General features: G+C 68.2%; 20 protein-coding genes. 8 read left to right on the top strand and 12 right to left on the bottom strand.

Features of this window, described 5'->3' with window-relative positions:
• Nucleotides 1-7 precede the first annotated feature (7 nt).
• From tmk to betC, 6 genes are all read right to left on the bottom strand, one after another.
• Nucleotides 8-766 (bottom strand): dTMP kinase, encoded by a 759-nt coding sequence (tmk, locus tag ACOGW9_RS11605; protein WP_419911384.1) that lies wholly within the window; start codon nucleotides 764-766, stop codon nucleotides 8-10.
• Nucleotides 763-2,241 carry an MFS transporter gene (locus ACOGW9_RS11600; protein ID WP_419911382.1) on the bottom strand — a complete coding sequence of 493 codons (1,479 nt, stop codon included), beginning with the start codon at nucleotides 2,239-2,241 and terminating at the stop codon, nucleotides 763-765. Before ACOGW9_RS11600 ends, tmk begins: the two co-directional genes overlap by 4 nt.
• A 34-nt stretch (nucleotides 2,242-2,275) precedes the next feature.
• A complete protein-coding gene (gene topA / locus ACOGW9_RS11595; RefSeq protein WP_419911380.1) occupies nucleotides 2,276-5,035 on the bottom strand; it encodes a type I DNA topoisomerase in 2,760 nt (919 codons plus the stop codon).
• A gap of 111 nt (nucleotides 5,036-5,146) precedes the next feature.
• On the bottom strand, nucleotides 5,147-6,043 hold the full coding sequence (locus ACOGW9_RS11590; RefSeq protein ID WP_419911378.1) for a DUF368 domain-containing protein: 897 nt from the start codon (nucleotides 6,041-6,043) through the stop codon (nucleotides 5,147-5,149).
• A 304-nt stretch (nucleotides 6,044-6,347) separates the two neighbouring features.
• Nucleotides 6,348-7,721: an ammonium transporter gene (locus ACOGW9_RS11585; protein ID WP_419911376.1), complete on the bottom strand. Its 1,374-nt coding sequence runs from the start codon at nucleotides 7,719-7,721 to the stop codon at nucleotides 6,348-6,350.
• 173 nt (nucleotides 7,722-7,894) lie between these two features.
• Nucleotides 7,895-9,388 carry a choline-sulfatase gene (gene betC, locus ACOGW9_RS11580; RefSeq protein ID WP_419911374.1) on the bottom strand — a complete coding sequence of 498 codons (1,494 nt, stop codon included), beginning with the start codon at nucleotides 9,386-9,388 and terminating at the stop codon, nucleotides 7,895-7,897.
• 209 nt (nucleotides 9,389-9,597) lie between these two features.
• On the opposite strand from betC, the gene ACOGW9_RS11575 reads away from it, so the two are divergent.
• Together ACOGW9_RS11575 and betA are read left to right on the top strand one after the other, a co-directional pair.
• Entirely contained in the window at nucleotides 9,598-10,680 is a 1,083-nt protein-coding gene (locus tag ACOGW9_RS11575) for a glycine betaine ABC transporter substrate-binding protein (protein WP_419911372.1), read from the top strand.
• Between the two features lie 130 nt (nucleotides 10,681-10,810).
• Nucleotides 10,811-12,520, top strand: coding sequence for a choline dehydrogenase (betA, locus tag ACOGW9_RS11570; protein WP_419911370.1), 1,710 nt, complete (start codon nucleotides 10,811-10,813; stop codon nucleotides 12,518-12,520).
• Here the strand turns inward: betA and ACOGW9_RS11565 are convergent.
• Nucleotides 12,436-13,125: a TetR/AcrR family transcriptional regulator gene (locus ACOGW9_RS11565; protein ID WP_419911368.1), complete on the bottom strand. Its 690-nt coding sequence runs from the start codon at nucleotides 13,123-13,125 to the stop codon at nucleotides 12,436-12,438. The two genes, betA and ACOGW9_RS11565, sit on opposite strands and share 85 nt — an antisense overlap.
• A 68-nt stretch (nucleotides 13,126-13,193) precedes the next feature.
• On the opposite strand from ACOGW9_RS11565, the gene ACOGW9_RS11560 reads away from it, so the two are divergent.
• The 5 genes from ACOGW9_RS11560 (at nucleotide 13,194) to ACOGW9_RS11540 (ending at nucleotide 17,912) form a co-directional block, all read left to right on the top strand.
• Nucleotides 13,194-14,285, top strand: coding sequence for a quaternary amine ABC transporter ATP-binding protein (locus ACOGW9_RS11560; RefSeq protein WP_419911366.1), 1,092 nt, complete (start codon nucleotides 13,194-13,196; stop codon nucleotides 14,283-14,285).
• A gap of 13 nt (nucleotides 14,286-14,298) precedes the next feature.
• Complete coding sequence (locus tag ACOGW9_RS11555) at nucleotides 14,299-16,290, top strand: ABC transporter permease (RefSeq protein WP_419911364.1); 1,992 nt, start codon at nucleotides 14,299-14,301, stop codon at nucleotides 16,288-16,290.
• Nucleotides 16,291-16,396: 106 nt separating this feature from the next.
• Complete coding sequence (locus tag ACOGW9_RS11550) at nucleotides 16,397-17,134, top strand: hypothetical protein (protein ID WP_419911362.1); 738 nt, start codon at nucleotides 16,397-16,399, stop codon at nucleotides 17,132-17,134.
• A gap of 68 nt (nucleotides 17,135-17,202) precedes the next feature.
• A complete protein-coding gene (locus ACOGW9_RS11545) occupies nucleotides 17,203-17,514 on the top strand; it encodes a type II toxin-antitoxin system Phd/YefM family antitoxin (RefSeq protein ID WP_419911360.1) in 312 nt (103 codons plus the stop codon).
• Nucleotides 17,514-17,912, top strand: coding sequence for a type II toxin-antitoxin system VapC family toxin (locus ACOGW9_RS11540; protein ID WP_419911358.1), 399 nt, complete (start codon nucleotides 17,514-17,516; stop codon nucleotides 17,910-17,912). The genes ACOGW9_RS11545 and ACOGW9_RS11540 overlap by 1 nt, the downstream gene beginning before the upstream one ends.
• Before the next feature lie 12 nt (nucleotides 17,913-17,924).
• Here ACOGW9_RS11540 and ACOGW9_RS11535 read toward each other — a convergent pair whose 3' ends face one another.
• The 4 genes from ACOGW9_RS11535 to ACOGW9_RS11520 all read right to left on the bottom strand — a co-directional run bounded on the left by ACOGW9_RS11535 (nucleotide 17,925) and on the right by ACOGW9_RS11520 (nucleotide 23,108).
• Nucleotides 17,925-20,033: a sodium-translocating pyrophosphatase gene (locus ACOGW9_RS11535; protein ID WP_419911356.1), complete on the bottom strand. Its 2,109-nt coding sequence runs from the start codon at nucleotides 20,031-20,033 to the stop codon at nucleotides 17,925-17,927.
• 112 nt (nucleotides 20,034-20,145) lie between these two features.
• Entirely contained in the window at nucleotides 20,146-21,519 is a 1,374-nt protein-coding gene (gene nhaA / locus ACOGW9_RS11530) for a Na+/H+ antiporter NhaA (RefSeq protein WP_419911354.1), read from the bottom strand.
• Nucleotides 21,520-21,596: 77 nt separating this feature from the next.
• Nucleotides 21,597-21,965 (bottom strand): STAS domain-containing protein, encoded by a 369-nt coding sequence (locus ACOGW9_RS11525; protein ID WP_419911352.1) that lies wholly within the window; start codon nucleotides 21,963-21,965, stop codon nucleotides 21,597-21,599.
• Between the two features lie 18 nt (nucleotides 21,966-21,983).
• Nucleotides 21,984-23,108 carry an LLM class flavin-dependent oxidoreductase gene (locus ACOGW9_RS11520; protein ID WP_419911350.1) on the bottom strand — a complete coding sequence of 375 codons (1,125 nt, stop codon included), beginning with the start codon at nucleotides 23,106-23,108 and terminating at the stop codon, nucleotides 21,984-21,986.
• A gap of 152 nt (nucleotides 23,109-23,260) precedes the next feature.
• On the opposite strand from ACOGW9_RS11520, the gene ACOGW9_RS11515 reads away from it, so the two are divergent.
• Complete coding sequence (locus tag ACOGW9_RS11515; RefSeq protein ID WP_419911348.1) at nucleotides 23,261-23,971, top strand: TetR/AcrR family transcriptional regulator; 711 nt, start codon at nucleotides 23,261-23,263, stop codon at nucleotides 23,969-23,971.
• 19 nt (nucleotides 23,972-23,990) lie between these two features.
• Here the strand turns inward: ACOGW9_RS11515 and ACOGW9_RS11510 are convergent, their stop codons facing one another.
• A complete protein-coding gene (locus ACOGW9_RS11510) occupies nucleotides 23,991-26,027 on the bottom strand; it encodes a hypothetical protein (protein ID WP_419911346.1) in 2,037 nt (678 codons plus the stop codon).
• Nucleotides 26,028-26,035: the final 8 nt, after the last annotated feature.

The raw sequence follows: 26,035 nt of genomic DNA, 5'->3' as shown, positions 1-26,035 counted from the left end.
CGGCGGCCTAGCCCGCCATCGCGGGATGCGTCGAGACCGCCTCGGCCACCCGTGCCGCCACATCGTCCACGCTGCCCGTGGCGTCCACACGTACCCAGCGATCACCTTCGGCGTCGCACAGCTCGCGATAGCTGCGCCACACGCGCAACGCGAACTCCAGCTCCTCGCCCTCCAGGCGGTCCGGGCCGTCGCCGGCCGGCTCATCGGCGCCTTGGTCGGTCGCCGGGTCTGATTCTGGGTCTGATTCCGGATCTGGTTCCAGCAGCGTCATCTGCTCGCCGCCGAGGCGGTCAAGGCGGTGCACGCGCCGGTCGGCATCTGCCAGCGGCACATCGAGCAGCACCACCATGTCAGGCAGGATGATCTCGGGCAGCTCGCCGGACGCACCGGCGGGTCGCCGGCTGGCGTAGTCGATCAGCTCCCGCAGCTCGTCCAGAGGCAACCCCCGTCCGTACCCCTGGTAGGCCAGCGTCGACCCGTAGGACCGGTCGGTGACCACGTCACGGCCCGACTCCAGCGCTGGCGCCACGACGGACGCGAGGTGCTGCGCCCGATCGGCGCAGAACAGCAGCGCCTCAGTCCGCGGGGCAGGGGCCGCCTCGGCGTCAGCATGCAGCAGCGCACCGCGCAGGGCCTCCCCCAGCGGCGTCCCTCCCGGCTCGCGGGTGAGCACCGCGTCTCGTGCGGCCGCCAGCAGGGCTGCTTGGGTGGACTTGCCGCTGCCGTCGAATCCTTCGAGCGCGATGTAGCGGCCGCGCCGAGTCATGTCGTGTCCTCGGCCGTTCCCGCGGACTGCGGCGCACGCCGCCCGGCGCCACGTTTGCTGCGCAGCGACAGAGCGGCCAGAGCACCGGCCAGCAGCATCAGCAGCGAGCCGAGCCACAGCGCCCCGCGCACACCGGGCAGCGCCAGCTCCCAGTCTCCGAGTGCGATGCGGTTGTCGAAGAGCTCATCGAACAGCCAGTTGAATCCGTCGGACAGGAAGCCGCCCATCGCCATGCCGACGAGCACGAAGAACCGCACGAGGGTGAACATCGCGGCGAAGATCCGCCCGCGCAGCACCTCCTCTACGTTCTCGTGCAGCAGCGTCACGCCAGTCACGTACACCGCGCCGGCGGCCACGCCGAGAATCAGCACGGCCGCGTACGCAACGAGCGAGATCGAGATCGTCGCGGCGAATCCGAGCGCTGCGCCTGCGACGAACAACGAGGTCACGAACTGCCGTGCTCGACCCAGCGGTTCGCTGCCCGTGCGCTCGCTCCGCCGGGTGGCGATGCTCTGCAGGAGCGTGACGAGACTGACGCCCACTCCGGCACCGACGCCCATGACGACGAGGATCGTGCTGTGACCGGCGCTTCCCGCGCCGAGAATCTCGTCGTTGAACACCACGCTGAGCGGGATCAGCATGCCGCCCGCGATCATGCCGGTGCTCAAACCCACGAGCACCGCTCTGACTTGCGGGCTCAGAAAGATGAAGTCCCAGCCTTCTCGCAGGTCGCGAAAACCTTGGCTCCAGTCGATGCGGCGGCCGGTGTCGCGCCTGCGATGCGCTGCGGTGACATGCGGCGCCAGGGGCAGCGTGGCGATCAGCACTGCAGCCACCAAGAACGTCGCCGAGTCGACGACGAGGGCCATTTCCACCTGCCCGACATCGGTCCAGCCGAACGCAGCCCCGAGCTTCGCCATGCCGGCAAATGCCAGCCCTCCTACGAAGAAGGTGCCGTAAGCGGCAACCATGCCGAGCGAGTTGGCCGCCGTCAGGTGCCGCGCCGGCACGATGTTGGGGACGATGGCCTCCTTGGCCGGGCTCCACAGCGACGTCGCGAGCTCCAGCGCCAGCGATGCCAGCACTAGGGCCCACACCGAATCGATGAACGGGATGGTCAGCAGCACGCTGGCCCGCACGATGTCGCAGACCACCAAGAGCCGTTTGCGGTTGAAGCGGTCCACGATGATGCCGCCCGCCGATGCCAGGAAGAACCCCGGCAGGATCCGTGCCGTGATGACGAGTGTGATGGCTGCGCCGGGCTGATCGCCGCCGACGCGATTTGCGACCACGAGGATCGCCAGCAGCCCGATCCAGTCGCCGAACGAGCTCACCACCTGAGCGATCCACAGGCGCAAGAAACCCGGGGATGCGAACAATCCCGGCTGCGGCACCTCCGCCTCAGCGCCAGCGCCGTCTGCGGCGTCGGGAGCTTCCGAGCCCCCGCACGACTGCGACGAACGATCCGAACCCATGGCACTCAGCAGGCTAGGAGCCGGACGCTCCCTGCTATCCCGGTTTCTTCTTGGCAGGCGATTTCTTCGCGGCGCGCTTGCGGGCCGCCGGTTTCTTGCGGGCAGTTGACTTCTTCTTTGCCGGCGATGTGCGCCTGGCTGCACGCTTCTTCGCAGGGCCTTTGGCCCGTCGCTCAGCCAGCAGCTCCGCCGCACGCTCGGCGGTGAGCGTCTCGGCATCATCGCCCTGGCGCAGCGACGCGTTGTACTCGCCGTCGGTCACGTACGGCCCGAACCGGCCGTCCCGCAGCACCATCGGCTTGCCGCTCTCGGGGTCCTGACCGATCTCGCGGCCCGCGCTCGCCGCCTGCTGGCCTCGGCGGCGTCGGGGCTGAGCGAGCAACGCCAGCGCCTCGTCCAAGGTGAGCGTGAAGAGCTGGTCCTCCGACTCGAGGCTGCGGTTCTCGGCCTTCGCATCGCCCGCAGGCGCCTTGGTGAGATAGGGACCGTAGCGCCCGTTCTGCACGGTGATCTCCGCGCCGTCGGCGGGGTCGACGCCGACAGTGCGCGGCAGCGTCAGCAATTGCAGCGCATCTGCCAGCGTGACGGTTTCGGGCGTCTGGCCAGAGAGCAGCGAGGCGGTACGGGGACGCTCGGGGGTCTCGTCGGGCCGGCCGACCGAGACGTAGGGGCCGAAACGGCCGGGGCGCACGATCACGTCGAGGCCGGTGCCGGGATCGGTGCCCAGCACCCGTTCGGTGGGCTCGTCCAGCAGCTCGAGCGCCCGGTCCAAGGTGAGCTCGTCGGGTGCGAGGTCGTCGGGCAGCGGGCGGGTGGCGTCGCCGCGCCGCAGGTACGGGCCGAAGCGCCCCACCCGGGCCATCACCGCCTCACCGTCGGCATCGACGCCGATCGGGATGCTGTTGATCTCTGCAGGGTCGATGTCTGCGAGCCGATCATCCGAGACGAGGTAGCGCAGGCCGCCGGCTGCCTCGGGCGTCGAGGCATCTTTGTTTCCGAAATAGAACGCGGTGAGCCACGGCTCGGCGTCGCGATCGCCGTTCGCGATCTCGTCGAGGTCGGATTCCATCCGGGCGGTGAGCGCGTAGTCGACGAGGTGGTCGAAGTGGCGCTCCATGAGCCCGACCGTGGCGAACGCCACCAAGGCCGGCACGAGCGCCGATCCCTTCTTCCACGCATACCCGCGTGCCTGGATCGTCTCGATGATGCTCGCGTAGGTGCTGGGGCGACCGACGCCCAATTCCTCGAGGCGCCGGATCAGCGACGCTTCGGTGAAGCGGGCCGGCGGGCTGGTGCTGTGCTCGGACGCCTCGAGAGCCACCGCGGTCGCCTCGTCGCCGGCGTCGATGTCGGGCAGGATGCGCTCGGGCTCCTCGTCAGTGCCCGCCGCTGCCGGCACGTACACCAGCCGGAACCCGGGACTGGTGACCACGGTTCCCGCGGCGGAGAGCTCCACGTCGTGCGGGCCGGGCGCGCCGGCGCCGCCGGCCAGCTCCGGCGCCAGGTCGCAGTTCGCCGTTCCCGCCAGCCGGATGGTGACGGTCTCGCCGGTGGCGTCGATCATCTGGCTGGCGATCGTGCGCTGCCAGATCAGGTCGTACAGGCGGGCGGCGTCGCCGCCGAGATCGGTGACTCCGCCGGGCTCGGGCCAGTTCTCGCCTGCGGGGCGGACGGCCTCGTGCGCCTCTTGCGCGTTCTTGACCTTGCGGGTGTAGATGCGCGGCTTGGGCGGCAAGTTCTCGGCGCCGAAGCGTGCGGCCACGATCCGCCGCGCCGCGCCCAGTGCCTGGTCGGACAGCGTGGTGCTGTCGGTGCGCATGTAGGTAATGCGGCCGTTCTCGTACAGCCGCTGGGCTGCCGCCATCGTCCGTGAAGCAGAGAAGCCCAGCCGCGCGCCCGCCGCCTGCTGGAGCGTCGAGGTGATGAACGGTGCCGGGGGGCGGCGGCGGTAGGGCTTGGATTCGCGCGACACCACGGCGAACTGCCCGCCGTCGAGATCATCGGCCAGCGCGGCCGCAGCATTGCCGTCGAGCACGGCGACCCCGTCGGTGCGCAGCTCGCCCTGCTGGTCGAAGTCCCGCCCGGTGGCGATGCGACGACCGTTCAGCGATGCCAGCGAGGCGTCGAACTGCCCCGGCCGGGCCGCTCCGGTGGGTTCGGCGGCAGCGTCGAGCGTGGCCACCAAGCTCCAGTACTCCGCCGCCCGGAACGCCATCCGCTCGCGCTCGCGCTCGACGATGAGGCGGTTGGCGACGCTCTGCACGCGTCCCGCCGACAGCTTCGGCGCCACCTTGCGCCACAGCACCGGCGAGACCTCGTATCCATACAGCCGGTCGAAGATGCGGCGCGCCTCCTGCGCGTCGACGAGGCGCCGGTCGAGATCGCGGGGATTGTCGATGGCCTCCCGGATCGCTGCCGCGGTGATCTCGTGGAAGACCATGCGGCGCACCGGGATCTGGGGGTTGAGCACCTCGAGCAGGTGCCAGGCGATGGCCTCGCCCTCGCGGTCCTCGTCGGTGGCGAGATACAGCTCGTCGGCGTTGCGCAGCAGCGACTTCAGACGCCGCACCTGGTCCTTGGCGGTCACCACGTACAGCGGCTTGAAGCCGTCGTCAGGGTTGACACCGAGCGTCGCCCACTGCTCGGATTTGAAGGCCGCCGGCACCTCCGACGCGTTGCGCGGCAGGTCCCGGATGTGGCCGACGGAGGACTCGACCACGTAGTCGTCACCGAGGAAGCGCGAGATGGTGCGCGCTTTCGCGGGCGACTCGACGATGACGAGAGAACTGGCCATGGGCCTCCGACTTGGGCAGCGTCCGCTCGGGGTGTGCCGCGTCCAACGGCGCCGGAGCGGTCCGCGCCGGACGGTAGCGGAACGGGCTCGGCGTGCGGTGGTGGGTTCGCTCTAGAGAGGATCTCTCCGTGAGCCCAGCCGGTGCAGGGCCCAGGCAACGAGCGCAGCGGCACCGGCGGCCACGATGGCCACCGCCGCATCGTCCGCAACCGGTGCACCGAGTGCGGAATTGCCGAATCCTTCCGCCTCGGGGTCGCCCACCGGCCAGGGCCACAGCACACGCAGCGAACCGGCCATGAGGCCCATGAGCACCGCGATGACGACGTTGCGTCGGCGCTCCAGCAGGCGCTGCAGAAGGCGCGAGAACAGCCCCAGCCCGATCACGGCGCCCAGCGCGAACAGCGCGACGGCGGCGATGTCCCGGTCGGCCACCGCCTCGGTGATCGGGTCGTACAGGCCCAGCAGCAGCAGGATGAACGCGCCCGAGATGCCGGGCAGGATCATGGCGCAGATCGCCAATGCGCCGGCGCCGATGAGGACCGCCCCGGCCGGGTCGGCGACGCTGCCCGGCCGCACGCCGAGCAGGACAAACACGACGACGGCCGTGGCGACGGCGACCGCCGCGAGCCCCGGGCGCCACTGGCGCACCTCGCGGCGCGTCGTGACCACGGTCGTGGCGACGAGCCCGAAGAACGCTGCCGACAGTGCGACCGGCTGGCGGTCGATGCCCAATCGCACCAGTTCGACCAGGCCCAGCACCGCAATGGCGATGCCGGTGACCAAGCTCGCCAGAAACGCCCACTCCGCCCGGCGGGCAGTGGCGAGCCCCTGCCGCAGCCGGCCTCGCAGCAGCTGGCCGGCGGCGCTGCTCAGCAGCGCGATCTGGCGCACCAGCCGGTCGTAGATCCCCAGCAGCAGGGCGATCGTGCCGCCCGAGACGCCCGGCACGACATCGGCGGCCCCCATCGCCAACCCCCGCGCGAAGTTCGCAATGACGCGCCGAGCCACACGGCCGAAGCTACGGCATGCGCCGAGACGCACAGATGAACGAGCTGTGGCGGCGGCAGGAAACTCTGCGACGTTGCGACCAGTCCCTAGCGGGTGCACCGTGAAGTTGTCGATGACGCAAGCCAAGAAATGCGGAACGGTTCCGATCTCTCACCTGCTGGATCGCGGGAGCAGAGGGTCCTGTCGCCGCCACAGCGGGCGCAGCGCGTTCTCGTAGACGCGGAGAGTCCCCGGGCCGCAGCCCGGGGACTTCCGCTGACAACAGAGCAGGCGGTCGCCCGACGACTCAGCCCATGGCCGAGTGTCAGCCGCTCGAGACCACGTCGTCGAGCGCCAAGCCAGGCCCCCCGTGTTCGGACACGTCGAGGCCCACCATCTCCTCCTCTGCCGACACTCGCAGCCCGATCGTGGCCTTCAGCACCCCGAACAGGATCGCGGCGGTCGCGATCACCCACGCGGCCACGATCACCACCAGCAGGAACTGCACGACGAGCTGCTCGATGCCGCCCCCGTAGAACAGGCCGGCGTTCTCGCGGCCCAGGAACGCATCGTCGTAGCGGGCGAACAGGCCGATGGCGAGCGTGCCCCACATGCCCGCGGCGCCGTGCACGGCGAAGGCGCCGACCGGATCGTCGATCTTCATCTTGCGATCCACGAAGCCGACGACGCCCACCACGATGAGCCCGGCGATGAACCCGGTGACGATGGCGCCCCAAGGCTCCATCGTGCCGCAGCCGGCGGTGATGCCGACCAGGCCCGCCAGCGCGCCGTTGCCAGCCATCGGCACATCGGGCCGGCCGGTGCGCAGCCAGTTCAGCGCCGTGGCGCCGATGGTGCCGGCGCATGCGGCCAGCACCGTGTTGAGCGCCACAAACATCACGTTTGCGCTTGCTGCCAGCTCCGAGCCGGGGTTGAAGCCGAACCAGCCGAACCACAGGATGAACACGCCCAGGATGGCGAGCGTCACGTTATGGCCGGGAATGGTGCGGGATGTCCCGTCGGCTGCGTACTTGCCGATGCGGGGGCCGAGCATCCAGGCGCCGACGAGAGCGATCCAGCCGCCCACGCTGTGGACGATGGTGGAGCCAGCGAAGTCGCTGTACACGGCATCGCCGATCGAGATGTTGGCGATGAGGCCGCCGCCCCAGGTCCAATGAACCACGATCGGGTAGATGATGGCCGTAGTCACGAGGCTGAAGATCAGGTAGGTGCTGAACTTGGTGCGCTCGGCCATGGCGCCCGAGGCGATCGTGACCGCCGTGGCGGCGAAGACGGCCTGGAAGAAGAAGTCGGTAGAACCCGACAGGCCTTCGGAAATGTTGAACAGATCGACACCCGACAGGGCGAACGAGCCCCAGCCGAACGCACTGTTGCCGTCGCCCCCGTAGGCCAAGCCGTAGCCGACCAGGAAGAACGCCAGGATCCCGATGGAGGCGTCGGCGAGGTTCTTGGCCATGATGTTGGCCACGTTCTTCGAGCGGGTCAGGCCCGACTCGAGCATGGCGAAGCCGGCCTGCATCAGGAAGACGAGCACGCCGGCGATGAACACCCACAGGTTGTCCATGACAGCCTTGACGACCTCGGCTGTGATGGTGTCGTCCTGTGCGCCGGCTGGACCGGCGAACAGGAACAGGCCGCCGAGGGCGCCCGCGACAACGACGAATAGCTTGCGTTTCATGGCCAATCTCCTAGGACTCGGCTCCCGATGTATGGCTGATGTGCCGAACCTAGAAATGGCGTGTTGCGCGAGGGTCACCCCGACATGACCGCTCGATGCACAGCGCGGGTCGGCGCTGTTGCCGAGATGTTTCGGCCGCGTTGCGAACTGCGCCGCGCTGAGACGATCGCCGTCTATCTGGCGGGGTAGCGCAGCTTCGGACCGGCCTCGGCCCAGTCCATGTGGTCGCGGATGTACTCGTTGGCGGGATCCCGCGGCGGCAGGTAGTCCCAGCCCTCGCCGGCAGCAGCGTGTACGACCCGGCGGGCCCGCTGGGAGGCCACCACCTGCTCGCGGATCGCCGCAGAGTCCCAGCGTCGAGCGACCTCCGCGGCGAAGCCAGCCGAGAGATCCGCCGCTTCGGTCGCTCCGGCAAGATTCTGATGCTCGGCCGGGTCGGCCGAGATGTCATACAGCTGCGGCGGGTCGGTGTCGCAGTGGATGTACTTGTAGCGGCCGCGGCGGATCATGAACAGGGGATGCGAGGTCAGCTCGCCCATGTACTCGCCGACCGTCTCGTCGACCGGATCGCTGCCCCCGGTCGCCGCGGGCCAGAGGCTGCGGCCGTCGAGCGGTGCGCCCAGCTCCGCCTGCGGGCCTCCCGCGATGTCCATCAGCGTGGGGGCCAGATCCAGCAGGGAGCACACGTTGGGCACGGTGCCTTGGGCGATACCGGGCCCGGCCATCACCAGCGGGACGCGGGCCGAACGCTCGAAGAACGACATCTTGAACCAAGATCCCCGGTCGCCGAGCATGTCGCCGTGATCGCTGGTGGCGATCACCACGGTGTCGTCGGCGCGGCCGGTCTCGTCCAGCACGCCCAGCAGTTCGCCCAGCCACCAGTCGAAGTAGCTCGTGTTGGCGTAGTAGGCGTGGCGCGCAGTGCGGCACTGCTCCTCGGTCCACCCCCGGGTGTCGGCCTCGATGCCGGCGCGGATGCGCACAGTGTGCGGATCGAACTGGTCGGGCACCGGTCCCGGCAGGTCGATCTGGTCGTGGTCGTAGAGGTTCCACCATTCGGGCCGTGCCACATAGGGGTCGTGGGGGTGGATGAACGCCACTGCCAGGAAGAACGGGCGGTCGTCGGGCTCGCGGGCCAGGTCGTACAGGCAGCGGCGTGTGGCGAATCCGACCTCGTCGTCGTAGTCGATCTGGTAGGTGGCGAGCGCCTGGCCGGCCTCAGAGAGGCTGTCCATGTTGTGGTACCACTTGCCGATCCGCTCGCCAGCGGCATCCCAGTTGGGCGTCCACGCGAAGTTCGCCGGGTAGATGTCGGTGGTGAGACGCCGGCCGAAGCCGTGGAGCTGGTCGGGGCCGACGAAGTGCATCTTGCCCGCCAGCACGGTCCGGTAGCCCGCCAGGTTCAGCCAGTGAGCCATGGTGGGCGCCGCCGCGCTCCACTCGGCGGCGTTGTCCCACGCGCCGATCTGGGAGGGGAGGCGGCCGGTCATCATCGAGTAGCGCGACGGCGCGCACAGGGGCGACGGGCAGTACGCGGCATCAAAGCGCACGCCCCGCTCAGCCAGCGCATCCATGGCGGGCGTCTGGACGACCGGGTGGCCGTAGGTGCCGGTGAAGTGCGGCGCGAGCTGATCGGCCATCACCAGCAGCACATTGGGAACCGTCATCAGTCGAACAGTACGCGTACCCGAGTCCAACGCGCACCAGTGCGCGGTCAGGGCAGATTTTGGGCGTGCTAGCCTAGCTAAAACCGTCTAAACGGCCTGTTTTACTGGGGGAAGGTCAGGGGGCCGAGCCCGGAGTGGGCCGATCGCTCTCGGGGAGGGCCGCCGGCACATGCCGGCGACAGACGGGGGAAACACACCGGGGGGTGCCCATGTCCGAAGAACGCAAGTCCGGCGAGCGAATTCGCCGGCGCCAACCGATGAGCAGCTGGAAGCTGCTCATCGCGCTCCTCGCAGCGCTCGGGCTGCTCGCAGCGGCCTGCACGGGCAGCGACGACGACGCAGCCGATGAGCCTGTCGCCACGACCGAGGCAATGGAGGAACCGGCTCCCACCGAGCCGCCGGCCGATGAGGGTCCGGACCTGGGCTCGCAGACCACGATCACGCTGGCATCCAACCCGTGGAACGGCTCGGCACTGAACGTGGCGGTCGCCGCACAGCTGCTCGAGAGCGAACTCGGCTACGAGGTCGAGATCGTGGAGATCGACGAGAACGCCCAGTGGGCGGCCATCAACACCGGCGACATCAGCGCCTCGCTCGAGGTCTGGCCGTCGGGTCACGCTCAGAATGTGATCGACTTCATCGACAATGCAGACGCCAACGTCGACAATGCCGGCCTGCTCGGGCCGATCGGCAAGATCGGCTGGTTCACGCCGACGTACATGATCGAGCGCCATCCGGAGCTGGCAACGTGGGAGGGCTTCGCCGATCCGGAGCTGGCCGGCCTGTATGCCACAGCGGAGACCGGCGACCTGGGACAGTTCCTGGGCGGTGATCCGAGCTTCGTCCAGTATGACGAGGACATCATCAACAACCTCGGCCTGCCGATGCAGGTGGTGTATGCCGGGTCGGAGGCTGCGATCTTGGCCGCCGTCGACGCTGCCTACAGCCGGGAGGATCCGATCCTGGTGTATCTGTGGACGCCGCACTCGGCGTTCAACAGCTACGACCTCACCAACGTGCTGCTGCCCGAGTACAGCCAGGAGTGCTACGACACGGCCGACGCCGGCGGCGTGAATTGCGACTATCCCGCCGACGTCCTGTTCAAGATCATCGACGCGAGTCTCGCCGAGAACGCCCCCGCAGCTGATGCATTCCTGCGAGCGATGAACTACGACAGCGCCGACCAGATCGCCATGCTTGCTGCCGTCGAAGGCGAAGGCATGTCGGTCGACGACGCCGCTGCGCAGTGGATCGCAGACAACGAGGCGACCTGGAGCGCTTGGCTCCAATAGCCCCGCAGGATATGTCCCCAGCGAGACGCTGACCCGTCGGCGCCGGCCCATCCGGGTCGGCGCCGGCGGGGCTCCCTTCTCACGCCCCAAGAGCGCACATCTGTGCATGACATCGTGAACAATTCGGTCGATGGACGATCCCGTGTATGACTTTGTCATCGTCGGCGGCGGATCGGCTGGCTGCGCGCTCGCGAACCGGCTGAGCGCCGATCGGAGCATCAAGGTGCTCGTGCTCGAAGCCGGTCGCCGGGATTACCGCTGGGATGTGCTCATCCACATGCCGGCGGCGCTGGCGATGCCGATCGGCAATCGCTTCTACGACTGGAAGTACGAGACCGAGCCCGAGCCCCACATGGACGGCCGGCGGGTGTACCACGCCCGGGGCAAGGTGCTGGGCGGGTCGAGCTCCATCAACGGGATGATCTTCCAGCGGGGCAATCCCGCCGACTACGACAAGTGGGCCGACCGGCCCGGCATGAAGGCCTGGGATTATCGCCACTGCCTGCCGTACTTCAAGCGCATGGAGACATGCCTGGCGGGCGCCGACGAGTGGCGCGGCGGCGAGGGACCGCTGGTGCTCGAGCGTGGCCCGGCCGCCAGCCCCCTGTTCGAGGCGTTCTTCGCGGCCGTGCGGGAAGCCGGCTTCGAGCTCACCGACGACGTGAACGGATTCCGCCAGGAAGGCTTCGCAGCGTTCGACCGCAACATCCACCGCGGCCGGCGGCTCTCTGCCTCGCAGGCGTACCTGCACCCCGTGCTGGACCGTCCGAACCTCGAACTGCGCACCGGTGCGCTCATCGGACAGGTGCTGTTCGAGGGCAGCCGTGCGACCGGTGTCAGCTACCGCCGCAAGGGCCGCCTGCACGTCGCCCGCGCCAAGCACGTCATCCTGTGTGCGGGCGCATTCGGCTCGGCCCAGCTCTTGCAGCTCTCAGGTGTCGGGCCGCCGGCGCTGCTCGGCCGGCACGGCATCGATGCGGTCTCGCCGCTCGACGGCGTCGGCGAGAACCTCCAGGACCACCTCGAGGTCTACATCCAGTACGCCTCCAAGCTGCCGGTCTCGATGCAGCCGCACCTGCGCCGCCGGCGGCATCCGTGGATCGGCCTGCAGTGGCTGGCGCGGCGAGGGCCGGGTGCCACCAATCACTTCGAGGCAGGCGGCTTCGTGCGCAGCAACACCGCCGAGGCCTACCCGAATCTGATGTTCCACTTCCTGCCGCTGGCCGTGCGCTACGACGGCTCGGCACCCGTCAGCAAGCACGGCTACCAGGTCCACGTCGGACCGATGTACTCCGATGCCCGCGGCTGGGTGCGGATCCGTTCGCGCGATCCTGCGGCCAAGCCGGCCATCCGGTTCAACTACCTGTCCACTGCCCAGGACCGGCGCGAGTGGATCGAGACCGTGCGGGTGACTCGCCGCATCATGAACCAGCCGGCATTCGAGCCCTACAACGACGGCGAGCTGTCGCCAGGTCCCGCCACCGAGACCGACGACGAGATCATGGACTGGGTGGCGCGCGATGCAGAGACGGCGCTGCACCCCGCGGGCACGGCCCGGCTCGGCACCGACGATGCGGCGGTGACCGACCCGGCCACCATGGGTGTGCACGGCACCTCGGGCCTCAGCGTCGTGGATGCCTCGGTGATGCCGACGGTCACGAACGGGAACATCTACGCGCCGGTGATGATGATCGCCGAGAAGGCCGCCGATCTTCTCTTGGGCAACGAGCCGCTGGCGCCGCTCGACGTGCCGGTCTACGGACGGTCTGGCGCGACGCCACCGGCGTCGCTGCCGCCGTCGGCCGAGATCATCGCCGAGACGAGGTCGAGCACCTCGTGACGCTCTGCTTTGGTCGGCGGCGCGAGGCCGAAGAGATCGATGAGCCACAGGCCGTCGCCGACGATGCGCGCCAGCAGACCGGTGGTCTCGGCCAGCCCGTCGTCGCGCAGCAGGCGCTCCTGCCAGCGCTCGAACGTCGCCCGGGTGTTCGCGAGCAGCTCGTCGTCGAGTGCCGCCGCCGCCAGGATCGACGCCGAGGTGTCGTCTGCCGCCTTGTACGGCTCGCGGACGTAGTCGAGATAGGCGAGCGCGAAGGTGCCGCGGGCGCCGGGATCGTTGTCTCGGAAGCGGGCCTCGCGGTCGTCGAGCTCGTCGTCGAGCACGGCCAGCGTCTCGTCGAGCAGGCCGGCCATGAGGGCATCTTTCGAGCCGAAGTGATACAGGAATCCGCCCTTGCTGACCCCGGCCTTCAGCGCGACGCGATCGAGCGTGAGGTTGGCTGCGCCGTCGGTCTGGATGACCTCAATGGCGGCTTGCAGGATGCGCTCGCGGGTCTGCACCGCTCGTTCCTGCACGGGACCGGATCGCGAGCCGGTCGCCTCGGCATGGGTGCTCGCAGCAGGGGTGCGGGCAGGTGTCGCGTTGTGGGGCCGAGTTCGTGCCACAGTCAGCACAGCGTACCGAGACCTCGTACCCGTCCGGTTGGACGGTAATGCGGCCAGCGGAGGCTCCCATGGATCAGATCTCTCCCGATCCTGCGCCGGACGAGGCCGCCCGGGACGCTGCTGTCGCGGGTGCCGATGCGACGGTCAGGGTCGCTGATCTGTGGAAGATCTTCGGCCGCAAAGTCGAGGCCGCTCGTGACATGGCCGTCGCCGGAGCCGAACGCGACGAGATCCGGTCCGAGACCGGCTGCCTGGTGGCGGTGCGGGATGTCAGCTTCCACGTGAACGCAGGCGAGACCTTCGTCGTCATGGGCCTGTCTGGCTCGGGCAAGTCGACGCTGGTGCGCTGCATCTCCCGCTTGGTCGAACCCACCTTCGGCGACATGGAGGTGTGCGGCACCGTCTTGGCCGACGCGAGCGATGCAGCGTTGCGCGAGCTGCGCCGCCACAAGATCGCGATGGTGTTCCAGCACTTCGGGCTGTTCCCCCATCGTCGAGTCGTCGACAACGTGGCCTACGGCCTCGAGATGCAGGGCGTCGGCCGCGATGAGCGCCATGAACGAGCCCACGAGGTGCTGGCCACCGTGGGCTTGGACGGCTGGGAACACCACTACCCGCAACAGCTCAGCGGCGGCATGCAGCAGCGGGTGGGCCTGGCGCGAGCCCTCGCGGTCGAGCCTGAGGTGCTGTTCTTCGACGAGCCGTTCTCGGCGCTGGACCCGCTCATCCGGCGCGACATGCAGGACGAGCTGGTGGCGTTGCAGCTCGAGCTGCAGCGCACCATCGTGTTCATCACCCACGATTTCGCCGAGGCTCTGCGTCTGGCCGACCGGATCGCCATCATGCGAGACGGGGCCTTCACTCAGGTCGGGACGCCGCTCGAGATCTTGACCCAGCCTGCCGACGACTACGTGCGGGCGTTCACCCAGGATGCGCCGATCGCCAAGGTGCTCCCTGCGTGCTCGCTGATGCGGCCGCTCGGCGACGGCGCCGTCCCCGAGAGCTGGCCCCGCACGACCGAGACCGCCACGCTCGAATCGGCCCTGCCGTTCCTGCTGTCGGAGCACCGACCGGTCGTGGTCTGCAACGCCGACGGCGACCCCCTGGGCCTGCTGCACCAGGACGATGTGGCAGCGGTGCTGGAGCAGAACCTGCGATGAGGCAGAACCTGCGGTGAGCCAGACGGCCGAGGCGGAGCCCGCGGCAGCCCCGCCGGGAGTGGTCCGGCGACGGTCGCCGCTCGCCGTGGGCCTGGCAGCCGCCGCGCTCGCGCTCGTGATCGTCGGCTTCGTCGCATCGGTCGGCGCCTTTCCCGAGTCGTGGAACTTCGGCCTAGCCGACCCCATCGATCGCACACGGCGCTGGCTCATCAACAACCAGACGTCCCACTGGCTGTACACGGTGCTGCTGAACCCGCTGACCGATCTCGCCGATGCCGGCATCCGCCGGCTCGAGGCGATCCTGCGGTGGTTCCCGTGGTACGTGTACCCGGTCTTCTGCGGCCTCGGGCTGTGGCGTGTGCGCGGCCGGGTGGCGGGCGCGCTCGGCTTCTGCGGCGTCGTGCTCATCGGCATGACCGATCTGTGGCAGCAGGGCTTCGCCACGCTCGCGCTGATGGGCATGGCGGTGTTCCTGTCGCTGCTGGCGGGCATCCCGCTGGGCATCGCCGCCTGGCGCAACGACCGGTTCGCCGGCGTGCTGCGCCCGACGCTCGACGCCATGCAGACCATGCCCGGGTTCGTCTATCTCATCCCGTTCGTGCTGCTGTTCGGCATCGGTCGGGTGCCGGCGCTGATCGCGACGGTCATCTTTGCCCTGCCACCGGTCGTGCGGCTCACCGACGTCGGTCTGCGCAATGTGCCCGGGCCGATGGTGGAAGCCTCGGAGATGTTCGGCGCCACCGATCGCCAGACGCTGCGTCTGGTGAGGATCCCTGCCGCTCGGCCGGCGATCCTGGCCGGCGCCAACCAGACCACGATGCTGGCCATGAGCATGGTGGTGATCGCCGCGTTCATCGGCTCGGGTGGTCTCGGCCAGGACGTGCTGCGCGCCATGCGCGACATCGACGTCGGCGAGGCCTCCGAGGCCGGCATCGCCATCGTCATCATGGCGATCATCCTGGATCGCTTCACGCGGGGCATCGCCACGCTGGGCGAGCGCGGCCGCGGCCCCCGCACGAATGCGCATGCAGACGGCTCGCTACGGGCCGCCGACACGGTGGCGATCCGCTCGATCGCGGCCGCAACGGCCCTGGTGGCGCTGGTGGGCGGCATCGTGGGTCACAACAAGTTCCCTGAATGGCTGCAATGGCACTACGCGCCGTACATCAACGACATCACGGCGTGGGCTCGCGACAACCTCTACGACATCGGCAACTCGGGCATCGGAACCGGGCCGCTCAGCGACTTCATCACTCTCTATATGGTTACGCCGCTGCGGGAGCTGCTCTCGTCGGGGATTCCCTGGCCGGCCATGATCGGGCTTGGCGTGCTGGGCGGCCTGCTGGCGCGTGGCGTCACGCTGGGGCTCGGCATCGGCATCGCGTTGTTCCTGATCGGGTGGCTGGGCATGTGGGAGCTGTCGATGGACACGCTGGCCCAGACGCTGGTGGCGGTGGCCGTCACGCTGGTGATCGCCGTGCCGCTGGGAATTCAGGCCTCCCACAGCGACCGCTTCCAGCGACTGATGGACCCGGTGCTGGATTTCTTGCAGACCATCCCCAGCTTCGTGCTGCTGGTGCCCGTCATCACCCTGTTCCATGTCGGCCGCATCCCGGGCATCATCGCCTCGGTCGTCTATGCGCTGCCGGCTGCGGTGCACTACACCGACCTGGGCTTGCGGCGGGTTCCTGCCGAGGTGCACGAGGCGGCCACCAGCTTCGGCGCCACCCGGGGTCAGCGTCTGCGGCGTGTCGAGCTGCCGCTCGCGGCACCTGAGCTGATGGTGGCGGTCAACCAGGTGATCATGCTGGTACTGGCCATGGTGGTGATCGCCGGTCTGGTCGGCGGCGGTGGCCTCGGTCTCGAGACGGTGAACGCACTGCGCCGCAGCGACGCCGTGGGACGGGGCTTCGAGGCAGGCATAGCGATCGTGCTGCTGGCGGGGATCCTGGACCGCCTCACCCGCGGCGTCGCCGACCGCCTCCGCCCCCCACCTGCCGCCTGAGCAGCAAGCGGCCCACGACTACGGTGTCGTCATGATTGGTTCGCATCGTTGTCCGCGCAGTTCCTCACACTGGCGGTCGATGATGTAGAAGGCGGTTGCTGTTTGCGTGCTGGCCCTGCTGGCGACCGCATGTCTCGACATGGAGATGGACTTTCTCGTCCACGACGACGGCTCGGGGTCGGTGACCATGACGATGCGCATCGACGAGGCACTACTCGAGTTCGGGGCCCTCGAAGAAGGCGGTACTGCCGAAAGCCTCTGCCAACAGATGCTCGACGATATGGACGCCGACGACATGTTCGGTCTCGGCCTCAGCAGCCTCGATTCGAGTGCTGAAGTGGGCGTCGTGGACGGGAGTTGTGTCACCACAATGACCGCCACGTGGGATGCAAGCCAATCCGAAGTGATCCTGGCCTCCTTCGCTGAAGACGACGGCCCTGACATCCGCCGCCTCGACAACGGCGGCTGGCGCTTCGAGATGGACCTTGGCTCGCTCGAGGACGATGAGCTCTCGCTCGACGATCTCGAGATGGTCACGGCGATGGGCTTCGACTTTCCCACGCTGGCGATTTCCGTGACGCTGCCCGGCGATGCCGTGGAGCACAACGCCGACTCGGTCAGTCAATCGAGGTACACGTGGGAGATCGACTTCGAGAACCTGGACGAGCTTCCCGAGGCGCTCTACGCAGAAACGGCGCCTGGCAGCGGACTGGGGCCGGCGGCAATCGGAGCGATCGTGGCCGGGGTCGGGTTGGCCCTCGCGGCTCTTGTCACGCTGCGCCGCCACCGCGAGGCTCAGGCCGCCGCAGCAGATGACACAGATGGCAGCGACGATGCTTCGTGACCACAAATTGACTTGATGTAGTCACAATTTGTTCACACTGTGACCTCATCACTTGCTAGTGTGGTCACATGAGCAGTGAGGCAGCGAGCACGGGCATCGGCATCCGGGAGCTGAAGGCGAAGCTGTCGGAGTGCGTGCGGCGGGCTGCCGGCGGCGAGCGCCTCATCGTCACCGACCGGGGCCGGCCGGTGGCGCAGCTCACCCCGCTGGACCCCTCGACGCTCGACGACCTGGCACGCATCGAGCAGGGCGTCGCCGAAGGCTGGATCACGCCCGCCAAGCGGCGCGGCGGCCTCAAGCACTTCGATCCGCCACAGCCAGTCCCGTCCAGTTCAGGACTCACCATCATGGAGGTACTCGACGAGGACCGCGGCGACTGATGCTCTATGTGGAATCGAGCGCTCTCGTCAAGCGCTACGTGGCCGAACCGGACTCTGACATCGCTCTGCGGTCCATGGACGCTGAACCGACGCTCGTGACCTCACGTCTTGCCGAAGTCGAAGTGCGCCGCAATCTCGTGCGCCTTCTGGCCGAGCCAGAGCTGACAGACAAGCGCCGCGACTTTCGACTTCATCTCACCGCGTTCGACATCGTGGCTCTCGACGAACACGTACTCGAGGACGCAGCCCGGATTGCTGAGGAGACGCTGTGCCGCTCGCTCGACGCGATCCACCTGGCGGCTGCCCGACGGGCGAGCCCGAATGCGACCGTGCTGACGTTCGACCGGCGTCAGGCAGAAGCGGCCCGCGCCATCGGCATGGCCGTCCTCGGCGCCTGACGGCTTCGCCGCCTAGAGGAAAGCGGGGACGAAGACCAGGCTGACGATGGTCATCACCTTGATGAGGATGTTCATCGCCGGGCCCGAGGTGTCCTTGAACGGGTCGCCGATGGTGTCGCCGACCACCGCTGCCGCATGGGCATCGGTGCCCTTGCCGCCGTGCGCGCCCGCCTCGATGTACTTCTTGGCGTTGTCCCAGGCGCCGCCCGAGTTGGCCATGTAGATCGCGATCAGGAAACCGGTCACCACCGCGCCGGCCAGGAAGCCGCCGAGCGCGTTCACGTCGATGAAGCCGATCACCAGCGGCAGCACCACCGCCAGGCCGCCCGGCAGCAGCATCTCGCGCAGCGCCGCCTGGGTGGAGATGTCCACGCAGCGGCGGCTGTCGGGCTTCACGCCTGGCTCGCCCTCGCGCAGCCCGGGGATCTCGGCGAACTGGCGGCGAACCTCCACGATCATCGCCTGCGCCGCCCGGCCCACCGACGACATGGTCAGCGCGGCAAAAATAAATGGCGTCATGGCGCCCAGGAACAGGCCGATCGTGACCGCCGTGTCGTTGATGTCGAGGAACACCTGGTCGCCGGCGGTCAGGCTGAACGACTTGAACAGCGCCAGCGCCGTCACCGCAGCCGAGCCCACCGCGAAGCCCTTGGCAACCGCTGCGGTGGTGTTGCCCAGCGAGTCGAGGCTGTCGGTGACGCCCCGCACCTCGGGCGGCAGCTCGGCCATCTCGGCGATGCCGCCGGCGTTGTCGGCGATCGGCCCGTAGGCGTCCACGGCCACGATGACACCGGTCACCGCCAGCATGCCGATGGCCGCCAGCGACACGCCGTACAGCCCGATCACATCGCCGGCCTCGCCGAACGCCAGCCCGCCGAACAGGTACGACAGGCCGATCATCGTCACCACCAGTGCGACGGCAGGCAGCGTCGAGAGCTTGCCCTGCGCGATGCCCTCGATGGTGACCGTGGCGGGGCCTGTCTCGGACTGCTGGGCGATGCCCTTCACCGGCCGGAAGTGCTCGGAGGTGAAGTACTCAGACGTGAAGCCGATGGCCCAGCCGCCGAGCAGTCCCACGATGATGGTGAACGCCAGGAAGATGGGAGCGCTGAGCTCGTAGCTGCCGATCGTCGGGCTGCCGCTGAACAGCACCAGCGTGCCCACGATGGCAAAGACGACCGTGAGCGCCATGGCCACGTGCTGACCGGTGTGCAGCTGCCCCGACAGGCTGCGGCCTTCGCGGCCGCGCACGAACAGCGCGCCGATGATCGAGGCGATCATCCCGAGCGCCCCGATCAGGATCGGGTACATCAGCAGCCCTTCGGCGTCGCCGAAGCTGCCGGCCAGGCTGTCGCCTTCGAGGAACACCGGCACCAGCAGCGAGGCCAGCACCACCGGCGCCACGATCGACCCGGCGTAGGACTCGAACAGGTCGGCGCCCATGCCGGCCACGTCGCCCACGTTGTCGCCGACCGCGTCTGCAATGGTGGCCGGGTTGCGGGGATCGTCCTCGGGGATGCCGGCCTCCACCTTGCCCACCAGGTCGCCGCCGACGTCGGCTGCCTTGGTGTAGATGCCGCCGCCGATGCGGGCGAACAGCGCAATCGAGCTGGCACCCAGCCCGAACGCGGCCACCACCTGGAAGGCCTGGTCAACGCCCAGCCACTTCACCCACAGCAGGTAGTTGAACGAGATGCCCAGCAGCGCCAGGCCGGCCACGCTGAAGCCCATGACGGCCCCGCCCTTGAACGCCAGCGGCAGTGCTTTCGCAGCACCCTCGCGGGCGGCATTGGCTGTGCGGGTGTTGGCCGCGGTGGCGATGCGCATGCCGATGAAGCCCGCCACCGACGACAGCACCGCGCCCATCAGGTAGGCGAAGCTGGCTGCGGGGCGGCCGTCGATGGGCACGATCAGCAGCAGCACGAACATGGCTGCCACAAAGACCGACACCCACCGGTACTCCCGGCGCAGGAACGCCATGGCCCCCTCGCGGATGGCTGCGCCGATCTCGCGCATCAACTCGGTGCCCTGGTCGGCCCGCAGCACCACCTTGGCGAAGTAGTACGCCAGCAGCAGCGCCAGCACGGAAGCGATCAGGGCCAGATACGGAACAGCAGTCACATGGGCCTCCAGGGGCACATCGGAGTCAGGTCAAGTCAGGTCAGATCAGGATCAGGTCGAGTCAGGACCGGGTCACGTCGGGATGGCTCGGGGGAGTATGCCGGACCGAAGGTCAGGATGCAGAAGTCCCGTCGTGGGAGTGGTGCTCGGTGGGCGGGACTTCGGTGTGAGCACCGCGCTTGCCGGAGAACCACAGCAGCGCCAGCGCAGCCCCGCCCGCAGCACCCGAGGCGACCAGGATGCCGATCTTGGCCAGATCGGTGATGCCGCCGTCGTCGAAAGCCAGCCCGGTGATGAATATCGACACGGTGAAGCCGATGCCGGCGGCGAAGCCCATGCCCACGAACTGCGGCCAATTCATCCCTTCGGGCAGGCTGAAGCCGAACAGGGTCGCCACCCAGGTGAACAGCGCGATGCCGAGCGGCTTGCCGACCACCAGTCCCAAGATGACACCCCAGGTGACGGGCGAGCCGGCGGCTTCGGTCACCGTGTCGACCGAGAGCGGCACCCCGGCGTTGGCGAGCGCGAAGATCGGCACGATCAAGAACGCCGTGAACGGGTGCAGCAGCGACTCGAGCCGCTCGGTCACCGGCACCGATTCCTGCACCAGGAATGACGCCTGGTGGACCTGCTCGACGCTGGGATCGTCGGGGAGATGATCCACCATGTCCTGGGCCTTCGCACGGTCCAGCAGCGGCTTGGCGGGCGTCAGCAGGCCGAGCACCACGCCGGCGATGGTGGCGTGCACACCCGACTCCAGCGTGGCGTACCAGATGACGAGGCCCAGCACCCAGTAGACCTCGAGCGCCCACACCTTCATCAGCGCAAGGGCCCGCACCACGAGGGTCAGCCCGATGGCGACTGCCAGCCATCTGAGGTCCAGATCGCCGGCGTAGAAGATCGCGATCACCGCGATGGCCCCGATGTCGTCCACGATGGCCAGCGTCAGCAGGAACAACTTGAGGATTGGGGGCACGCGAGACCCGAGCAGCGCCACCACGCCCACTGCGAATGCGATGTCGGTGGCCATCGGGATGCCCCAGCCCGAAGCGGCTTCCCCTGATGGGTTGAACACGACATAGGCCAGCGCGGGCACGACCATCCCGCCGATGGCGGCGATCGCCGGCAGCGTCGCGGCACGAACGCTCGAGAGGTATCCGGTCACCAGCTCGCGCTTGATCTCGAGTCCCACCACGAAGAAGAACATCGCCATGAGGCCGTCGTTGACGAACGCCTCCAAGCTCAGCGGGTGGACGTGGTAGCCGCCGACGGTCAGGTCGATCTCGGTGTGCCAGAAGTCGAAGTAACTCTGGCTCCACGGCGAATTGGCCCAGATGAGCGCCGTGGTCGCGGCCACCAGCAGCAGCACGCCGCTGGCGACCTCGCGATGGACGAACCTGAGGATCGGTTGGGCCACGAACCGGGCCAACCACCTGTCGCCGCCTGCGAATGTCTCGCGTTGGAACAGGTACTCCGGACCCGCCATATCGCCGCACAGGATAGGTGCAGCTACAAGAGGTGCCGTGCGGCGCTGGGTTGTCGCCCGCCTAGTTGCGGCGAGGCTCAGCGACCGGTCACCCCCGCAATCGCTGCTTCCAGCCCGGAGGCTGTGTCGAAGAGCGAATCGACCTCGTTCTCGATCAAGGTTGAGGCCACCCCGGGCGTTGTCACCAGCAGCACCAAATCGACGTCGACGGTCCGGCAGCGCCGGCGGACGTCGAGCAAGACGCCGAGAACTACCGGCTGCAGGACATCGACGTCGGACAGGTCGACGACGAGCCGTGGCACCGATCCCGCAGTCGCCAGCGCTGAGCGCAGCGCGCTGTCCAGCGACGCGATGGCAGCCAGATCGAGCTCACCGCGTGGCGTCACCACCACTGCCCGCGAGCCGTCGGGCGCAGTGACCGTCCGTTCAGAGATGCCGGAGATCACGACAAGCGCTCACGCGGTTCAGGCAAAACGCGGCATCACCTTGTCGCTGATGAGCTCGAGCGACGCGTTGATCTGGTCGGCGGAGTGGATGCCCTGGGGCACCAAAAAGAACGCTTCCTCGATGCCGAGCACCGTCTGCGCCTCCTCGATCTGGCGGCTGATCGTGTCGGGGCTGCCGACGAGCTGCAGCGGCATGCCCTGGCCGAACTGGATGGCCCACTGGTTCCAGAACCACTCCATGTCGGCGAACAGCTCCCACGCCTCGGCGTCGGTAGGCGCGCATACCGCCACGCCGCCCCAGCCGCACTCGTGGCCGCGGGGCTTGGTCACGCCGTGCTGCGCAGCCTCGGTGCGGTACGCCTTCCACAGCGCTTCGCAGAAGTCCATCTTGTCGCTGAGCACGATCGGCGTGCCGCCGTAGCGCGCCCAGAAGACCGCCGAATCCATCGACATGGTGAACCCGCCGTACAGGGGCGGGTGCGGCGACTGCAGCGGGCGCGGGGCGATGCCGACCTCGTGGATCGTCATGTCAGCGTCGACCCCGGCGCCGTAGTCGGAATAGACGGTGTGGGTGTGCGGGTTGAGGTTGTCGTTGGGGAACCGCCAGAACTCGCCCTCGTAGGAGAACGTGTTGTTGCGCAAGGCGGTGAGCACCACATCCACGAATTCCTCGAAGAAGCGGCGGTTGTAGGCATCTTCGTCGGTGCCGCGGTTCCACTTGCCGACCGCTGCGAGGTCAGGCCGGATCTTGAACTGGTCCACCCAGCGGTGCTGGTAACCGCGCACCACGCCGAAGCACAGCCGCCCGCCGGTCATGTGGTCGAGCGTCGCCACCTGCTCGGCGACACGCATCGGGTTGTGCGTGGTCGACACGTAACCGCAAGCGATCGGCCGCAGCCGGGTGGTGTGCTGGGCGATCCAGCTCGCCATCAGGTTCAAGTCGTTGGAGATCTCGAAGCCCTCGATCTGCAGGTGGTGCTCGGGATGGCCGAAGCCGTACCAGCCGTTGTTGTCGGCGAAACGCGCGATCTCGGCAATCTCGCCGAGCATCCGTTGGTAGTAATCGTTATTCAGTCCTGCGAGGCCGGCTTCGAGTTCATGCCGGCGGCCGATCGTGCAGTACATGAACAAGCTGAACTTCACTCTGGCTCCCGCTGTCTCGCTCCCCGGCACGATCCGGGGTTCACTGCGGAGTGTAGGTGAGCGTCCTGCGGAGGGTCCCGAGAGCCCCGCACGCACCTTTCGGCCGCCGACCACTGCATGAACGCCTGTTCAGGACTAGGTTTTTCTGCGGCATGAGCAGCACCGATGCAGCCGATCTAGAGCCCGTTCCCGCAGAAGCCGGCGATTCGCCCGGCAACGGCAATGACGACGCCAGCAGCGACGACATCGGGAACGGCAATGGCCGCCGGATCCGCAAGGGCGAGCGCAGCCGTATGCGCATCTTGGATGCCGCCGCGCGCCTGCTCTCGTGCCGTGGCTATGCCGCCACCACGCTGACCGACATCGCCGCCGCGGCCGAGATGCAGGCCGGCAGCCTCTACTACCACTTCGACTCCAAGGACGCGATCGTCGAAGAGGTGCTGAGCGTGGGCATCGACCATGCCCGCTCTGCCATCAACGCAGCGCTGGAAGCGCTGGGTCCCGAAGCGCGAGGTTCCGACCGCCTGGCCGAGGCCATCGTCGCCTACGTCAACTGCATCGTCGCCGAGAGCAACTTCACGGTCGCCAACATCCGCTGTTTCAACGAATCGCCCCCGCAGACCCGCGAGAGCCTGGCGGTGCCACTGCGCGAGTTCGCCAATCTCTGGGTGGGCCTGCTCACCGAGGGTCAGGCCGATGGTTCGCTGCGAGCCGGCGCCAACGCCAAGGTCCTCGCCCGCATCATGATCTCCGGACTGAATTCGCTGGCCAGCTGGTACCGCCCCGGTGGCGAACTGCGTCTCGAAGACCTCGCCCGACAGTTCGCCGACATGGTCCTCGACGGCCTGCACCCTCCCGACTGAGCCACCGGGAACGCAGCAGCTACAGGCGGCCGCTGGTGATGAGCTTGCGGCGGTGCTCGAGGAAGTCGACCAGCACGTAGTCGCCAAGGTTGTGGGGGCTGGTGAAGAAGGCCCGGCCGCCGTTCATCTCGGTCATCTTCTCCACGAACGCCCGCAGGTAGCTGTTCGGGTCGAGCATGAACACGTTGATGCGGATGTCCTCGCGGGTAGCCCGGGCCACCTCGAGCAGCGTGGCCTCGATGGTCTCGCGCACCGGCGGGTAGGCGAAGTACGGACGCCCGTCACGCGCCAGGTGGGCAGTGGGCTCGCCGTCGGTGATCATGATGATCTGCTTCGAGCCGGTCTGGCGGGCCAGCAGGCGCCTGGCGATCATGAAACCGTGCTGCATGTTGGTGCCGTAGGCGAAGTCCCACGACACCTCCGGCAGCTGCGCGGCGGTCAGCTCGGAGGCTGATTCGGCGAAGCCCACGATGCCCAGGTAGTCGCGCGGGAACTGCGTGGAGATCAGCGAATGCAGCGCCATCGTGACCTTCTTGGCGGGCAGGAAGTTGTCGCGCATCGGCATCGACAGCGACAGGTCCAGCATCAGCACCGTGGATGCCCGCGACAGCAGCTCGGATCGCTCGATCTCGAAGTCGTCCGGCGTCAGGCTCACCGGCGTGCCGGTGCCCTGGCGGGCCACGGCATTGCGCACGGTGCGCTCGATGTTCAGGTTGAACGTGTCGCCGAACTCGTAGGGCTTGGTCTCGTACGCGAACTCGTGGCCGACGCCCGACTTGCGCACCTGGTGGCTGCCGACCTTGTCGTCCATCAGGCGGTTGAACAGGTCGCCGAGCGCGTTCTGACCGATGCGCCGCAGCGCACGCGGCGTCAGCTCCAAGCGTCCTTCGGTGTGCTGCGCGAGGCCTGATTCCTCGAGCATGCGCGCCATCTCGCTGAGCCGTTCGAGCGCCTCGGCGGACTGGTCGCCGAGCAGCTCGCGCACCCGCTCGGGATCCACCTCGGCCAGCGCCGAGGGACTGACCGCACCCTGGAGCATCTCCGACAGCGCATCAAGATCGCCGAGCTGGGCAAGCACATCGGCCGCCTGGGACATCGACAACGGGTCGTCGCCGCCGAACTGGTAGCCCCGGTCCCAGCCCATGTCGGGGAACGCCTGCTGGAGGTTCTGTGCGAGCTGCTGGGCCTGCCACTGCAGGTCCATGTCGTCCATGAGCTGCGATGCCAGGTCGGCGAGCTGCTGACGCTGGGCGGGCGTCATCGAGTTGAGCATGGAAGACATGGCCGCCATGCGCTTGGCCATGATCTCGAGCAGCTCGTCGAGCGTCTGGGGGTTCTCAGGAAAGAAGTCGCCGTAGCGGTCCATGAACCCTTCGAAGTCGGGCTCCTCGCCGCGGGCACGCTGCTCGAGCATCTGGTTGAGCTCGGCCATCATGTCCTTGGTGCGGGCCAGATCCTCGGGGCTCATGTTGCCCATGGCGCCGGTCATCTGGTCGAAGTAGCTCTGGGCGACTTCCTGGCGCAGCCGCTCGACGAGCTCGTTGAACTGCTCGCGGGCCTCGGGCGACTCGAAGTCGTAGCTCTGCAGGCCGCGCATCTTCCCGGCCAGGTCGGGGGGCAGCATGTCGAGCTGCAGGTTGCGCTCCGCCGCGCTGGACTGGGCGATCTCTTCGCGGCGCTCGTCACCGCTGTCGGCCGCGTCCTGCGCGAACTCCTCCAGCGCCTCGCGCTCGGTGTCGGTGATCTCGTCGAGCTCGCGGGCGATGTCGTCGTAGACGCCGCCGAGGTCGAACTGCTCGAGCATCTCCTTGCGCCGGTCGCGCAGCCGCTCGATCATCTCGCGCAGGCCTTCGAGCCGGTTGCCCTCGGAGTCGGTGAAGCCCTGCTGCATGAGCCGGCGCAGGGCGGCATTGAGATCACCGTGATACAGCAGGTCGTCGGTCATCTCGGCGAAGAGGCTCTCCGCGTCGAAGTCGAAGCCGGTCTGGGTGCCGTCCCACGCCGAGTAGCGGAACCGGGCGCCCTCGCGGCGTGCCCGACGCCAACGGATCTTCATTGCTTCAC

Origin of the sequence: Candidatus Poriferisodalis sp. (assembly GCF_965203655.1) — a bacterium.
GTDB lineage: Bacteria > Actinomycetota > Acidimicrobiia > Acidimicrobiales > Poriferisodalaceae > Poriferisodalis.
The sequence above is the reverse complement of the archived record's forward strand: the minus strand, read 5'-3'. Positions and strand labels throughout refer to the sequence as shown.

Bases quoted from the DNA above. Each gene is read 5' to 3' on its own strand.
- tmk (WP_419911384.1), bottom strand. From the start codon at position 766: ATGACTCGGCGCGGCCGCTACATCGCGCTCGAAGGATTCGACGGCAGC.
- ACOGW9_RS11600 (WP_419911382.1), bottom strand. From the start codon at position 2,241: ATGGGTTCGGATCGTTCGTCGCAGTCGTGCGGGGGCTCGGAAGCTCCC.
- topA (WP_419911380.1), bottom strand. From the start codon at position 5,035: ATGGCCAGTTCTCTCGTCATCGTCGAGTCGCCCGCGAAAGCGCGCACC.
- ACOGW9_RS11585 (WP_419911376.1), bottom strand. From the start codon at position 7,721: ATGAAACGCAAGCTATTCGTCGTTGTCGCGGGCGCCCTCGGCGGCCTG.
- betC (WP_419911374.1), bottom strand. From the start codon at position 9,388: ATGACGGTTCCCAATGTGCTGCTGGTGATGGCCGATCAGCTCGCGCCG.
- ACOGW9_RS11575 (WP_419911372.1), top strand. From the start codon at position 9,598: ATGTCCGAAGAACGCAAGTCCGGCGAGCGAATTCGCCGGCGCCAACCG.
- betA (WP_419911370.1), top strand. From the start codon at position 10,811: ATGGACGATCCCGTGTATGACTTTGTCATCGTCGGCGGCGGATCGGCT.
- ACOGW9_RS11560 (WP_419911366.1), top strand. From the start codon at position 13,194: ATGGATCAGATCTCTCCCGATCCTGCGCCGGACGAGGCCGCCCGGGAC.
- ACOGW9_RS11545 (WP_419911360.1), top strand. From the start codon at position 17,203: ATGAGCAGTGAGGCAGCGAGCACGGGCATCGGCATCCGGGAGCTGAAG.
- ACOGW9_RS11540 (WP_419911358.1), top strand. From the start codon at position 17,514: ATGCTCTATGTGGAATCGAGCGCTCTCGTCAAGCGCTACGTGGCCGAA.
- nhaA (WP_419911354.1), bottom strand. From the start codon at position 21,519: ATGGCGGGTCCGGAGTACCTGTTCCAACGCGAGACATTCGCAGGCGGC.
- ACOGW9_RS11515 (WP_419911348.1), top strand. From the start codon at position 23,261: ATGAGCAGCACCGATGCAGCCGATCTAGAGCCCGTTCCCGCAGAAGCC.
- ACOGW9_RS11510 (WP_419911346.1), bottom strand. From the start codon at position 26,027: ATGAAGATCCGTTGGCGTCGGGCACGCCGCGAGGGCGCCCGGTTCCGC.